General features: G+C 42.3%; 11 protein-coding genes and 1 other RNA gene. 3 read left to right on the top strand and 9 right to left on the bottom strand.

Features of this window, described 5'->3' with window-relative positions:
* Positions 1-74: 74 nt before the first annotated feature.
* The 5 genes from ACJHYR_RS02415 to smpB form a co-directional block, all read right to left on the bottom strand.
* Positions 75-1,892 (bottom strand): phospholipase D-like domain-containing protein, encoded by a 1,818-nt coding sequence (locus ACJHYR_RS02415; protein WP_059327698.1) that lies wholly within the window; start codon positions 1,890-1,892, stop codon positions 75-77.
* On the bottom strand, positions 1,882-5,529 hold the full coding sequence (locus ACJHYR_RS02410) for an AAA domain-containing protein (protein ID WP_059327699.1): 3,648 nt from the start codon (positions 5,527-5,529) through the stop codon (positions 1,882-1,884). The genes ACJHYR_RS02415 and ACJHYR_RS02410 overlap by 11 nt, the downstream gene beginning before the upstream one ends.
* Positions 5,530-5,853: 324 nt before the next feature.
* On the bottom strand, positions 5,854-7,083 hold the full coding sequence (locus ACJHYR_RS02405) for an integrase domain-containing protein (RefSeq protein WP_001549544.1): 1,230 nt from the start codon (positions 7,081-7,083) through the stop codon (positions 5,854-5,856).
* Between the two features lie 165 nt (positions 7,084-7,248).
* Positions 7,249-7,611, bottom strand: a transfer-messenger RNA (tmRNA) gene (gene ssrA, locus ACJHYR_RS02400).
* Between the two features lie 214 nt (positions 7,612-7,825).
* The gene (gene smpB / locus ACJHYR_RS02395) at positions 7,826-8,308 is read right to left on the bottom strand and encodes an SsrA-binding protein SmpB (protein WP_000162574.1); all 483 of its coding nucleotides are present in this window, start codon (positions 8,306-8,308) and stop codon (positions 7,826-7,828) included.
* Between the two features lie 170 nt (positions 8,309-8,478).
* On the opposite strand from smpB, the gene ratA reads away from it, so the two are divergent.
* Both ratA and ACJHYR_RS02385 read left to right on the top strand, forming a co-directional pair.
* A complete protein-coding gene (ratA, locus tag ACJHYR_RS02390; RefSeq protein WP_001300750.1) occupies positions 8,479-8,916 on the top strand; it encodes a type II toxin-antitoxin system toxin RatA in 438 nt (145 codons plus the stop codon).
* Entirely contained in the window at positions 8,906-9,196 is a 291-nt protein-coding gene (locus tag ACJHYR_RS02385) for an RnfH family protein (RefSeq protein ID WP_001117838.1), read from the top strand. The genes ratA and ACJHYR_RS02385 overlap by 11 nt, the downstream gene beginning before the upstream one ends.
* Before the next feature lie 61 nt (positions 9,197-9,257).
* Here the strand turns inward: ACJHYR_RS02385 and bamE are convergent, their stop codons facing one another.
* The 3 genes from bamE to nadK form a co-directional block, all read right to left on the bottom strand.
* Entirely contained in the window at positions 9,258-9,599 is a 342-nt protein-coding gene (bamE, locus tag ACJHYR_RS02380) for an outer membrane protein assembly factor BamE (protein WP_001203437.1), read from the bottom strand.
* Between the two features lie 148 nt (positions 9,600-9,747).
* Positions 9,748-11,409, bottom strand: a complete 1,662-nt coding sequence (recN, locus tag ACJHYR_RS02375) for a DNA repair protein RecN (protein WP_000880953.1) — start codon at positions 11,407-11,409, stop codon at positions 9,748-9,750.
* 85 nt (positions 11,410-11,494) lie between these two features.
* The gene (gene nadK, locus ACJHYR_RS02370; protein WP_001059169.1) at positions 11,495-12,373 is read right to left on the bottom strand and encodes an NAD(+) kinase; all 879 of its coding nucleotides are present in this window, start codon (positions 12,371-12,373) and stop codon (positions 11,495-11,497) included.
* 122 nt (positions 12,374-12,495) lie between these two features.
* Here nadK and grpE point away from each other — a divergent pair, with 122 nt between their 5' ends.
* A complete protein-coding gene (gene grpE, locus ACJHYR_RS02365) occupies positions 12,496-13,089 on the top strand; it encodes a nucleotide exchange factor GrpE (RefSeq protein ID WP_001296310.1) in 594 nt (197 codons plus the stop codon).
* Positions 13,090-13,143: 54 nt separating this feature from the next.
* On the opposite strand, the gene ACJHYR_RS02360 is transcribed toward grpE, so the two are convergent.
* Positions 13,144-14,430, bottom strand: coding sequence for an HlyC/CorC family transporter (locus ACJHYR_RS02360; RefSeq protein ID WP_010723175.1), 1,287 nt, complete (start codon positions 14,428-14,430; stop codon positions 13,144-13,146).

Genomic DNA, 14,430 nt, shown 5'->3' with positions numbered 1-14,430 from the left:
ATTTTTTACATCGTGAATTGTATATAACATCCTGATTATAACAGGATAACTTTTTCAAGTTATCCTGTGTTGGCTCAATAGTTAGGGGAAATTATTGAGAATATGTCTTTTTTCTCAATATAAATCCCCAGTTCATCATATGGATTGCCATAAGCTGAGGCTGATAACCAATTAAGACTTGTGATTAAAATATTGTCATTATCCCATGACAAGATTTTTGCATGAGAAATAGGATCTTTCTTCTTCTCTAAAGTAATTCCATTTTTTCTTAAAGAGTTACTCATGTCATCAAGTTGCTGTGTATTGATACCTCCACTAAGAGATGAGTAATACATGTTAATATTAAGACTGCTATTGGCTGTCATTGATGTTATCAAGGGAGTTAAAATAGGTCTTTCTGCATTATTACTAATTCTATGACTCGCAATAAATATTGATTTTGTTGCTTTGTCTCTTGCATCTAAAACAAAATCATGATGCTCATTTTTTGTGATGATTTTAATTCTTACATTTTTGTTCGCAGAATCTTCTGATGATAAATGCTCACAAGCTTTTTTCAGTTCGTATGAAATGGCTGAAATAGATTTGCTTAAGTTGTTAGATACTCTAGATTTTCCTTTAGAAATTATGCTCAAAATATCTAATACTTCAGTCGTCAAGGTATCATTTGTTACGAAAACAGAGCATTCATACCTATTAAATCCACTTGCTAACCAGTTACATGAACCGATGGTTGAACAATATCCGAATTCCATTGTATCGCATACTATAACCTTTGCATGAGAACCTGTTGGATCTGAATGTATTGTAAAAAGGGAGGTTAATCCAAGCTTTATAATTTCTTCTCTATAAGACTTAAGGCCCTCAAGAAATTGGTTATAACTTCCGATACTTCTCTCATCATCGGGTTCTTCTTGGCCCCATAAGATATCAACTTGAACTCCGCGTTTAGCAGCATCAGTTAATTTCTGAAAGATTGATTCAAAGTTTTTTAAGTGTATAAAAGTTGAATGGATAATGATTCTACTAACAGATTTATCGATCATCGCGATAAGATGATCTCGATGGCTGTCTGAACCTGATATTATTCGGAATTCAGTTTCATTAATATAGTGTTCTTCAAATCTATTTTCAAAAGACTCGGTATTATAAGTGCTTATTTTTGAGTTCTTGCTAAGAGAGTCTATATTAGTATTTATTTCATTTCGCTTCATATTAGCTGCAGCGATAATATCTGCGGCTAATTCTTTTGAGATATCAGATGGAACACCCGTTATGTTATCTGCTTCATCAACTTGTGCTATAGCAAAAGTTCTATTTTGATAATAAGGTCTATCATTAGCTCTTTCCTCATACCCTATAACCTCTTCGTCAGTATCTTCAACACAATTTAGAATGTCTGATGTGAACGGTGAATGTTTGGGGTTTTTAATTTTTAGTTCTGTTGATATCGAGTGTTTATTCTTAAGTAATTCGTTTGCTCTTGATGTAGGATATATCTGATAGTTTTGATTTCTTGCATTTACTCGATAACATTTTGCTGTGATTGGATCTATTAAAAACTTCCGAGTAGATTCCAGTGGCTCTCTTTCATAAGGGAGTTCCTCACGATTAGCAACACTCCTTCCTTTGCTGGTAATCCTGAAGTTGTATTTAGAATTCAATTCAACTAATTCAACCCAACCCAATTTCATAAATGGCAATATTATTTCAATTATGAGCCGTTGTGGAAGATTAGATTTTAATGATAGCTCTTCTATAGGATAGGGTTGGAGGCTAATCTCTTGAAGTAAAAAATGATCTAAAGCTCCCCATCTATGGCCTTTAAATATTTTGAATTTATGAACTCCATAATGAAAAGGAATTTTAACATATATGTTTTTATTTTTCATTTTTATTTCCTTTGTTTGTTATAAAGTTTGATGTAATTAATGAAAGCTTTCTCTCATTTAAAGACAAATCCAGTTTATCAGTTAGTCTTGGAATAAAATCATATTCTTTTGAGTTCTCTCTGGATATACGATTAGACCAAGCCTTGAGGAGTTCATATGAACCGACTATGATCAATTTGTACTTTGCTCTACTAAGTAAAACATTTATACGGCGTTGATCTGATAAAAATCCTAATGCACTCTTAATTGTGCTTTTACCATTGTTTCGTACTAATGAAATTAAGACAATATCAGCTTCGCCACCTTGGAACGAATCAACAGTAAGGCAATAACCATCATTATCATCTGGTGGAATGTAATTATTTAAAAGTGTTTTGAATTGATTTTTTTTCTTTTCAATTTCAATATGCTTTGAAATTAATTTAACTTGATTTGAGTATGGAGAAAGAATTGCCAACTTTATTTTTTTTGTTGGGTTGGAGTTCTTGTCCAAATCTTTGAGAATATCTATGATTGCCTTACATTCACTTTCATTTGACCAGATTGGTGTATGCTCTCCTGCTCTGTTACCTTTAGTTTTTTGTACATCTGGTTGACTAATCCATACCAGTGCTGGTGTATTTGTGAGGCGAGATTCCTCTTTTAAGTTAAGTACTGATTGAAAATCTTCTGTAAGATACTTCCTTTCTTTATCTTTATCGGTAACTAATTTGTTGTTATAAAAAACATTTGAAATCACTTCTGCAATATGAGGATGCATACGGTGCTGGACTGACAGCATTGAGGATAATTTATTGTTTCTTTTATAATCTTTCCCCTTTATTTTTTCATACATTACGTCTTGTCTTTCATCATCAATAATAAGAGATTCAAATAGATTTACATATTTGGCTGCCCGTAATCCTATTTCTCTTGCTTGATCATCGGTTATTGATGAAAAGTGACTATTACGCATTAGTTCATTTTTTAATTTAAAATTACTTATGCTGTCAACTTCTTCAAAGGTGTTTTTAAGTTTTGTATTATTGGTTAAAATGTTTCTTAACTCAATTGAACGATACGGTGGCAATTGATTGTGATCACCGATCATTAATCGTCGGTAGGATAATAAAAGTGGGCTTATTAATTCTATACCTGTAACCTTTCCACTTTCTTCCATGATCGACCAATCAAATTGCGCTCTTTCTTTTATCATTCTCTCTACATAATCTGAATTAGTTGTAGCAAATATTAAGCTTGCTGATTTAATTAGTTGATTAATTAGTGGGTATCTCTTTACTGGAGGAGCTTTAAGCAAACTGGAAATATTACTTTTTAAACTTTGATTGGAAGAGTTTTTGTATAAAGGGCTTTCTACGAACTTCCGCAAATATTCTAATCCAGTTTCATCGGCACTGTTTAATATTATATTATCTTCGCCTGATATTTTGTTGCATCTAATAATTATGGGATCATTTGTATGTTTGTTTTCAGTAAGTAAATCTTTGACAACTTCGTGATATAGATGTTGAACGGTTGCATGACTCTGTGCAGTAAAGAGTATCCTGCTATTAGGTTCTTCTTTAAAGATAAATTTAGAAATTGCTTTGACTAAGTGAGTTTTACCTACTCCCGGTGGACCTTGTACAAGGTTCATTGGCAATGTTGATAATACTTTTGTAAAAACTCTTTGTTTAGATTCATCCAATGAGTCCATTATATCTTTTGCAATTATATCTTCATTGCTTACTGTGAGATTTGAATTAGGGGAAGTAATTACATTCATCAATTCGATATGATTTTCAAGCATATCCAATGTATTTGCATGTCTTGTTATTTGGCGCAGAGTTCCTTCAATCGAGTCGGGAACAATATAAAAATTCCTCCATTCTGGAAGAGGTTTTTTAGAGATGAAGCTATATATTTCTTGATTGTCTTGATCTGTTTCATAGCCATAAAACTCTAAAAGAATCTCTTCGTCAACTCTACTGAAATCATTATTGTCTACTAAACTCCAGGATACCTTATCGTTGTTTTCACTACTATTTATAATCTTTTCAAGCCTGACAGATGGTGAGTCGATACTTAGCGACTTAGACAGTTCCTCCGTTGTTTCGTCAAATTTGGGAATGAATTTAAAGATCCATGAGCTAATATTATCTGGTTCGCTTTCTTCACTGATGTTTTCTACAGGGAAAATTTCTGCTTTTGCATATGCGATATTTGTAATATGAACGGCAGTAAGGCCCTCCAATAATCGAAGATGTTCTTCATTTCTTTTGTTTTTAGTTTTACCTATATCTTTGAAAATCATTTCCCAAGACAGTAGGCTTAATGAGTTATCATTACTATTCAAAAATTTCCTGGCTTCGTAATGAGTATAACATGATATATTATTACTATTTAGTTCAATGTAATTATCTTTACCAAAGAATCTATTTGGCAACTCTAAATATGCATATTGTGAATAACCTAAATCCCATGTTTTGTCACTCGTTCGATGGTCAGGTTGAAATGGTGTTAGTACATAAAAAAGTTCTTTCCCTTTCAATACTACATCATATCGATTGTGTTCTGAGGTATTAACAAATAATACTGGTGAATCTGATAAATCTTCGCTTACGAAACTCTTTATTATATCAGAGTCATCTCTGGATATTGTGAATTCACTTTTCTCAAAGATTATTTTTTGTATGCAGTGAAATAGCTCTTTTTTATCTTTGGTATTATCAGATTGTTCATACTTAGTGTTTATTGCTAACCCATGAATAGTTTTCGTTTTTTTATAGAATTCAGTAAGCTCATCAATTATACCATCTAAAAACTGTAGAATATCTTTTTCACCAAGAAGTTCTTTTATAGCATTTTGCTGAATAGGTTGGATTCCTAATAGACTACGAATTATAGCTACTTCACTAATTGTCAGATCGTACTTAGAAATGAAGTATTCTGCTGGGAACTGCAGAGATTTAATTTCATTTATATCAATTTTTAAAAAGTTTGCTATTAAAATTCCTAAATCGATCCAATCTGTAGCAAAAGTTGATATTTTACCGTGTTCACCAACAGGCTCAATTTTAGCTCTGGTAAGTGTAGGCATTCGGATTGACCACTCGAAGCCGGTCAATTGAAAATCGTTATAATCATCTGATTCATAATCATATGTTAGAATTGAATTTTCATCTAAATGTCGATGTAACAACCCTTGCGCATGAAGCAAACCAATAGCATTTGTAATTCTACAGATATTTTTCCAGAATCTGATTCTAACTGCCGGATCTTTTAAACGGGTGAGCCAGTGGCTTTTTCTTGGGAGAGATAATGTTCTTTTATTCAATAAGTAAGAAGTAGGTACTCTACCATCAGAATTTAAAACAAGATAGTACCCTTCATTTGTTTTTTTTGATTCAACAGGATTTACTATATAATCTCCTACTCCAGGATATCCCTTTAACCTTTGTAGTTGTCGTAATTCATGTTGCCAAATACTTTCAAGAACTTGTTCATCACTTGAGGTATTTCTTGGCCAATGTTTGATAATGTAACTCTCTCCATCTTTAAGGGTTAGAATTACTTCAGGAATATTTCTATTTGATTCTGTTTTTAGTAGATTTCTTTCTATAATCTCATAATTATCAAACAGTTTATTTTCACTCATAGACCAACCTTATTTATAAATGCTGTGTGAACTTTACGGATGAGAATTGTACATTTAAATGCTACCGCCCCAACATATGCATGTATGCTGTACATTGTATTTATTGCTAACATAAAAAAGCAATATATACAATGAGTTAAGTAGTGTTGTTTGGTTTGGATCAAAAAAAAAGCTTCTGAAATTATTTGACCAGCTATTGCTTAATCTCAGAAGCTAAAACAGGGCTTTAATTGGTTAATGCTGGGTGTATGGTTCTAAGTTGTTCGTTGAAAATAGAGATGCAATCCTAGTAATTACCTTTGTTTATTATGTGTTTTTTAATTATTACGCTGCAATGGCTTTTAGCCTTTGAGCTTGCACATAATCACTCCACCACTGCATGAGAACCACTCGTTCTGCAAGATAATCTGCGCGATTATATGCGGCAATTATTTCATCTTTCTTCGAGTGAGCAAGGGCCGCTTCTAAGACATCTGTCCTGAACTTACCCGACTCCTCTGAGGCCGTTCGTGCAATAGATCTCATTCCATGGGCTACAAGCTCTCCACCAAAGCCCATACGGATTATGGCCGCATTCGCTGTTTGTTCATGCATATGATTGAGTGGAGCTTTGATACTGGGGAAAACCCACTCTCTGTGCCCACTGATGGCTTTCATTGAATCCAAGACTCGCAAAGCTTCTTTGCTTAGTGGAACTTTGTGAGGCTTCTTCATTTTCATAAACTCAGCCGGGATGTTCCACATCGATTTTTCAGTATCTATATCGGCCCATCTCGCACGAACGGCTTCCCCTGGACGAACCCAGGTCAGCAATTGCCATTCAATCAGTAATCTTGTCTCCATACGAACTGAGGCATTGTTTAACACCATCAGGAAGCGGGGTAACTCGGAAGGGGGTAATGCTGGCATATTCTGTTTTTTAGGCTTACTGAACCGTTGCCCAAGGTTGTCAGCCGGATTGAACTCGATAAGTTCTTCAGTCGCGGCCCAGCGAAATATTTCATTTAATCGGGAAATGATTCGCCGTAAGGTTTCGAGGACTCCTCGTTGCTCAATAGGGTCGAGATGTTGCTTTAAGAGTTTGGGTCGGATCTCATTGATAGGAACCTTACCCAAGCCGGGAAATATATTTCTCTCCAAGCTTCGCCAGATGTCTTCTGCATGGTCTTGTGAGATACCAGAGGTCTTTACCTTCTCATCCAACCATTTCCTTGCCACGGCTTGGAGAGTGTGTTCAGTAGCATTCTTTAAGGCATTAGCTTTATCGTTGTTATGAACTTGGGGATCAATGCCATTAGCAAGCAAGGAAAGGTATTCATCTCGTAAGGCTCTGGCTCTTGCCAGTGTAAGGTGAGGATAGGTCCCAAGGCTCATTTTGGTTCTTTTTTTACTCACTGGCACTGCATACCTGAAATACCAATTCTTCTTTCCTCCTTTCGAGAGGGGAGCGATTCGTAGTATCAAACCATCTCCGTCAAACAAGTTGATTTCTTTGTCGGCTGGCTTGGTGCTTTTGATTTCAGTGTCAGTGAGCTTCTTAGCGATTTTTGCCATTTTGGGACCCTCGGTTTTTGGACCCTTCTTAGTGGGTCCCATTCAGGGTGCCATATGTGATAGTTCTCAGCAATTCTCACTGGACGACAATAGACGTAAAAAAGCCCGCAAGGCTGATTCCATACGGGCTTAGTAGACTTCATTGTACTTCAAACAACTAAAAAGTGGTGGAGCTGGCGGGAGTTGAACCCGCGTCCGAAATTCCTACATCCTCGGTACTACATGCTTAGTCAGTCTTTACATTCGCTTGCCAGCTGCGGACGGACACGCCACTAACAAACTAGCCTGATTAAGTTTTAACGCTTCAACCCCAGGCAGGGCTTCCACGCGATCTCTTTTGGGTTTGACCTCTCTTGATCCCCGTCCTAAGAGCGGAGGCTAGGGAGAGAGGGCTCTAAGCAGGTTATTAAGCTGCTAAAGCGTAGTTTTCGTCGTTTGCGACTATTTTTTGCGGCTTTTTACGAGGCCAACCGCCCCTCGGCATGCACCTTGGGTTTCGCAAATCCCGTCGAATCCAGAATCAGCCCCAATGTGTAACGGCAAGTATACCAGATTTATGAGCGCCATGACCAGCCTCAATGGCGTTATCGTTAAAGATTTAGCACCCATGTAGCCTGATTTTTATTCGATTAAGCAATGGGATGGCAACATTTGTGTCGGATGTGATAGCCAATAAGATGTGCATTCGCGCCGCCGGAGAGGGAGGCGCGGTGAGGAACTGGTCAATAATTGGAGTGCAGGTTTAACGGTGGGCGTTTTTCATGATACGCGCTTTATCCACCTGCCATTCGCGTTCTTTGATATCTGAACGTTTATCGTGCTGTTTCTTACCTTTGGCGACGCCGATTTTCACTTTGCACCAGGCATTTTTCCAGTACAGGGAGAGCGCCACTACGGTATAGCCTTCTCGATTGACGCGACCGTACAATGAGTCCAGTTCGCGCTGGTTAAGTAGTAACTTGCGGGTACGGGTAGGATCGCACACTACATGCGTGGAGGCCACTGCCATTGGTGTGATGTTTGCGCCAAACAGGAACGCTTCTCCGTCACGCAGAAGGACGTAGCTGTCGCTGATATTGGCTTTTCCTGCGCGCAGGGATTTAACCTCCCAGCCTTGCAGGGCAAGTCCCGCCTCGAACTCTTCTTCGATAAAGTATTCGTGCCGGGCGCGCTTGTTAAGCGCGATGGTCGCTGAACCAGGTTTATGTGCTTTTTTCTTCGTCATAAGCGTCGTGAATCATCGGTAATCTGAAATCGAAAACACCCCATATCAATCCTGCGGGGGACAAGGCTCTATCTTAGCATGAACCCGATGTTACCCAGCGCCGGGATAGCGTTTTTTTTACAGCAGGATAAATGATATTATTTGTTGGATTTTTGTTGATGGAAATTGTTATGCCTCAGATTAGCCGGACCGCACTGGTACCCTACAGCGCGGAGCAAATGTATCAGTTAGTGAATGACGTTCAGTCTTATCCTCAGTTTTTGCCGGGATGTACCGGAAGTCGGATTCTGGAGTCCACTCCTGGGCAGATGACTGCGGCGGTAGATGTCTCTAAGGCTGGGATCAGCAAAACGTTTACTACCCGCAACCAGTTGACGAGTAACCAAAGTATTCTTATGAATCTGGTGGATGGGCCGTTCAAGAAATTGATCGGTGGATGGAAGTTTACGCCGCTGAGCCAGGAGGCGTGTCGTATCGAGTTTCATCTCGACTTTGAGTTTACCAATAAGTTGATTGAACTCGCCTTTGGTCGCGTGTTTAAAGAGCTGGCGGCTAATATGGTCCAGGCTTTTACGGTTCGTGCGAAAGAGGTTTACAGTGCCAGGTAAAATTGCCGTTGAGGTGGCTTATGCGCTACCTGAGAAGCAGTACCTGCAGCGCGTGACGCTGCAGGAGGGTGCGACGGTTGAAGAAGCTATTCGTGCCAGTGGCTTGCTGGAATTGCGTACCGATATCGATTTAACTAAAAACAAAGTCGGCATTTACAGCCGTCCGGCAAAACTGAGCGATAGTGTGCATGATGGCGATCGGGTGGAGATTTATCGCCCTCTCATTGCCGATCCGAAAGAGCTGCGCAGGCAACGAGCAGAAAAATCAGCGAATAAATAACAGACAGAAAAAAGGTGCTCATTGAGCACCTTTTTTAACGTCTTTGAGAGCAACTTTATTATTAGTTACCACTCAGCGCAGGTTTATTATCAATATTGGTCAACACCCCGCTACTATTAAAGGTCAGCGTCAGCGTTTGCTGCGTTACACCTTCATGACCTGGTTGCTGGCGGAAGACATAGAACCAGGTATTCGTACCAAATGGATCGGACATCAGCGGTGTACCCAATGCGTACGCAACTTGTTGTTGCGTCATGCCAACACGTATTTTGGATACGTCGTTAGCGGTCAGATAATTCCCCTGGTTGATGTCAGGACGGTAAACCACTCGCTCCAGAGTGGAACAGCCTGCGGTCAACATCAATAGTACTGCTGCTGCAGCAGTCAGCGTTTTACAGCGCATAGTGATTTGATTCCTTTTCGGGCCCGAGCAGTACGTGGCTCATCTGTAATATGCCGATGATAATAGACCTTTCATCACTTTAAAACCTTTTGCTTTCCGGTCTTACGGCGTTTTGCTGTTTACTCTGACCGTGAAGCAGGAAAAAAGTTTACGCCGCAAGCAGTTCTTTCGCATTCGCCAGAGTGTTACGTGTGACTTCACTGCCACCAAGCAGGCGCGCCAGTTCTTGTAACCGCGCTTTTTTATCCAGGGATTGCATATGCGTTTCTGTCATCGCACCATCGGTTTCTTTGCTGACAAAATAGTGTTGATGACCACATCCCGCGACTTGTGGCAGGTGGGTAACACACATCACTTGAGTTGATTCGCCAAGTTGACGCAGCAGTTTGCCGACAACTGCCGCTGTTGGACCGCTAATCCCTACATCCACTTCATCAAAAATCAGTGCCGGGGTTTCCATTTTACGCGCCGTGATGACCTGAATTGCCAATGCGATGCGTGACAATTCACCACCGGATGCGACTTTGGCAATAGGCTGCATTGGCTGACCTGGGTTGGTGGTTACCCGAAACTCAATACGATCGGCACCGTCAGCGCCCAGGTGATGCTCGTCAAATTTAACATCGATCGTAAACTGCCCATGCGGCATTGAGAGCGCATGCATACTGTCGGTGATCAGCTGTGCCAACTCATTTGCATAATGCTGGCGTTGCAGGTGTAATGCGTGCGCGGTTTCCAGTGCCTGCTGATGATGTTTCGTTACCGCCAGCGCGAGCGTTTCTTGTGAGTCGGCCTGATCGTCCAGTTGCTGCTGTTCTTCCAGTAACGACTGGTAATACTGTGGCAATGCCTCAGGGCTGACGTGATGTTTACGTGCCAGCGAAATCTGTTTTGAGATGCGCTGTTCAAGTTCAAACAGTCGGTTGGGATCGAGATCCAGACGATCGCAGTAGTGGCGCAGTTCATCGCTGGCTTCAGCAATCTGGATGGTAGCTTCTTCCAGCATATCAAGTACGCCGGACAGTTTGCTGTCCATGCCAATCAATTCGCTCACCAGTTGTTTAGCCGTGTAAAGCTGACTTTGCAGGTTTGCGTCTTCACCGTCGGCCATTACTGCCAATGCATTCTGGCTGGTAGTCAGCAATTGACCGCTGTTCGCCAGACGTTTGTACTCTTCGTCGATTTGCTCAAACTCTCCGGGCTGCGGATTAAATTCGTTAAGTTCTTTTAATTGGTATTGCAGCAGTTCTGCACGGGCGGCGCGTTCCTGACTTAACTGTTGATGATGCGCGAGGTCACGGCAGCTTTGATGCCACAACTGATAACGTGCGGTCATTTCCTGGAGCAGAGAGGTTTCATTGGCATAGCCATCAAGCAGGAATTTTTGGTGCTCGGGTTTGGTGAGTAACTGATGGGCGTGCTGACCATGGATCTGAATCAGCAACTGGCCCAGTTCGCGAAGTTGTGACAGAGGAACAGCTGTACCGTTGATAAAACCTCGTGAGCGACCATCGCTGCTGATTACGCGACGAAGCAGACATTCACGGCCATCTTCCAGTTGGTTTTCTTCCAGCCAGCGCAGAGCCGCTGGCGTATCTTTCAGTGAAAAACGGGCGCACAGGTCAGCGCGAGCAGCGCCGGTACGCACCATGTCGGCTTCAGCTCGACCACCGAGACAAAGGCCGAGGGCATCTATCGCAATAGATTTACCCGCGCCGGTTTCACCGGTTATTACGGTCATGCCGCTGTGAAAATCAATCTCAAGCTCACGAACGATAGCAAAGTTGCTGATGGTCAGTTGTGCCAACATAGTCGTTTTCCTGTATGAAAAACCATTACTGTTATTGTGTACAGTATAAACTGGTTTTATATACAGTAAAGAGGCTGGCGTAAAATTAGAATAATTTTTTTGACCAGCCGAGCTTGGTGCTTAATGTATTGAAATAACTGTAATCTTTCGGATGAATCAGATTCAGATGGTAATCACAGCGACGAATCAGGACATCTTCACCTTCCTGAATCGGCAGTGCTATCTGGCTGTCGCAACTGATTTCCAGGTCGTTACGGCGATGCGAAAAACGCAGACGGATCGTGCTGCTGCTGTTTATCACCAGCGGTCGCGCTGACAACGTATGCGGGAACATGGGCACCAGGGTAATCGCATCCAGAGAGGGTGTGAGAATAGGACCGCCCGCAGAGAGGGAATAGGCGGTGGAGCCTGTTGGCGTCGAAATAATCAGGCCATCAGAACGCTGAGAAAACGCAAAGATCTCGTCGATATACACTTCGAACTCAATCATATGCGCCACTTTGCCAGGATGAAGTACCACTTCGTTAATCGCCGTGCTGATGCGTTTCTGGCAATCTTGCTGACAAACTTGCGCTTCCAGCAAAAAACGTTTCTCGCTTATGTAGTGACCTTCCAGCACATCGGCTAACTGTTGCTGGGCGTTATCGGGGTCAAGGTCAGTCAGGAAACCCAGGTTGCCACGGTTGATTCCAATAACTTTAATATCGTAACGGGCGAGCGTGCGCGCCGCGCCCAGCATATTACCGTCGCCACCAACGACTACCGCGAGATCAGCCAGTTGCCCAATCTCCGCGAGCGTGCCAGTTTTCACATTCTTCAGTTGCAGTTCGTGAGCGATTTGTTGCTCAACGATGACCTCGTAACCTTTTGTGCACAGCCAGCGGTAGAGCATTTCATGTGTTGTCAGTGCAGTAGGGTGCCGTGGGTGTCCCACAATGCCAATACACTTGAAATGATTATTCATTTTTCCGAGGTCCTTGTTGCGAAGATTGATGACAATGTGAGTGCTTCCCTTGAAACCCTGAAACTGATCCCCATAATAAGCGAAGTTAGCGAGATGAATGCGAAAAAAACGCGGAGAAATTCATGAGTAGTAAAGAACAGAAAACGCCTGAGGGGCAAGCCCCGGAAGAAATTATCATGGATCAGCACGAAGAGATTGAGGCAGTTGAGCCAGAAGCTTCTGCTGAGCAGGTGGATCCGCGCGATGAAAAAATTGCGAATCTCGAAGCTCAGCTGGCTGAAGCTCAGACCCGTGAACGTGACGGCATTTTGCGTGTAAAAGCCGAAATGGAAAACCTGCGTCGTCGTACTGAACTGGATATTGAAAAAGCCCACAAATTCGCGCTGGAGAAATTCATCAACGAATTGCTGCCGGTGATTGATAGCCTGGATCGTGCGCTGGAAGTGGCTGATAAAGCTAACCCGGATATGTCTGCGATGGTTGAAGGCATTGAGCTGACGCTGAAGTCGATGCTGGATGTTGTGCGTAAGTTTGGCGTTGAAGTGATCGCCGAAACTAACGTCCCGCTGGACCCGAATGTGCATCAGGCCATCGCAATGGTGGAATCTGATGACGTTGCGCCAGGTAACGTACTGGGCATTATGCAGAAAGGTTATACGCTGAACGGTCGTACGATTCGTGCGGCGATGGTTACTGTAGCGAAAGCAAAAGCTTAATTTCTGCTTTCGTAATAAATCACGGCCCTGCATGCGAATGCAGGGCCGTTTTCGTTACTCCGCCACACTCTCGCGCAGCGGTTTCACAGGAAAAACTTTTACCTGCTTAATCATATTGTCCTGTACGTCGAGAATATCAATATCGTACTCGCCAATACGCACGCGGGTGCCTGCGACAGGGATCTCTTCCAGTGCCTCAAGAATGACGCCATTAACCGTGCGGGCATCATCTTCCGGTAGATGCCAGTTAAAGGCTTTGTTGATTTCCCGCACGTTGGCAGTGCCATCAATAATCACCGAACCGTCGTTTTGCGGAGTGACTTCTTCGGCAAGTGTTGGCGACATCGACGTGGTGAAATCACCAACTATCTCTTCCAGAATATCTTCAACCGTCACCAGCCCCTGAATGTCTCCATATTCGTTGACGACCAGGCCGACTTTCTTTTTGTTGCGCTGAAACTTCACCAACTGCGTGCTGAGGGGCGTACCTTCCGGGACAAAATAGATCTCGTCCGCGGCGCGCAGCATGGTTTCTTTGGTGAACTCTTTTTTCTCCGACATCAACCGCCAGGCTTCACGTACTCGCAGCATACTGATGGCGTCGTCCAGCGAATCACGGTAGAGCACGATGCGCCCGTGAGGTGAGTGGGATAGTTGGCGCAGAATCGATTTCCAGTCATCGTTGATATCAATACCGATAATTTCACTGCGCGGCACCATGATGTCATCAACGGTCATCTTTTCCAGATCGAGCACAGACAGCAGCATATCCTGATTGCGACGGGAAATTTGTGAGCGCGACTCATGCACGATAGTGCGCAACTCTTCTTTGCTCAAAGAGCCGCTAACCACGATATCGGTTTTGATACCCATCATGCGCATCAGCATACGGGTGATAGCATTCAGCAACCAGACCAGCGGCATCATCAAAATTTGCAGCGGAGCCAGCAGAAAACTACTCGGATAAGCGACTTTTTCCGGGTACAGCGCGGCAATGGTTTTCGGCAATACCTCAGCAAAAACCAGTACGACAAAAGTCAGCACACCAGTCGCAATTGCCACGCCCGCATCGCCGTACAAACGCATCCCAACAATAGTGCCGAGCGCGGAGGCAAGAATATTGACCAGGTTATTGCCGATTAATACCAGGCTTATCAGGCGGTCTGGCTTACGCAGCAATTTTTCGACGCGCTTGGCCGAGCGATTACCCTGTTTCGCCATATGTCGCAGACGATAGCGGTTGAGGGTCATCATTCCGGTTTCGGACCCGGAAAAATAGGCTGAAATGACCACCATGATGATCAGAATAATGATCAACGTAGTAGTAGAAATGTGTTCCAG

The organism is Escherichia sp. WS1450 (assembly GCF_046487395.1).
Lineage (GTDB): Bacteria > Pseudomonadota > Gammaproteobacteria > Enterobacterales > Enterobacteriaceae > Escherichia > Escherichia coli.
Note: the sequence above shows the minus strand (reverse complement) of the source record. Positions and strands in the feature narration are given on the sequence as shown.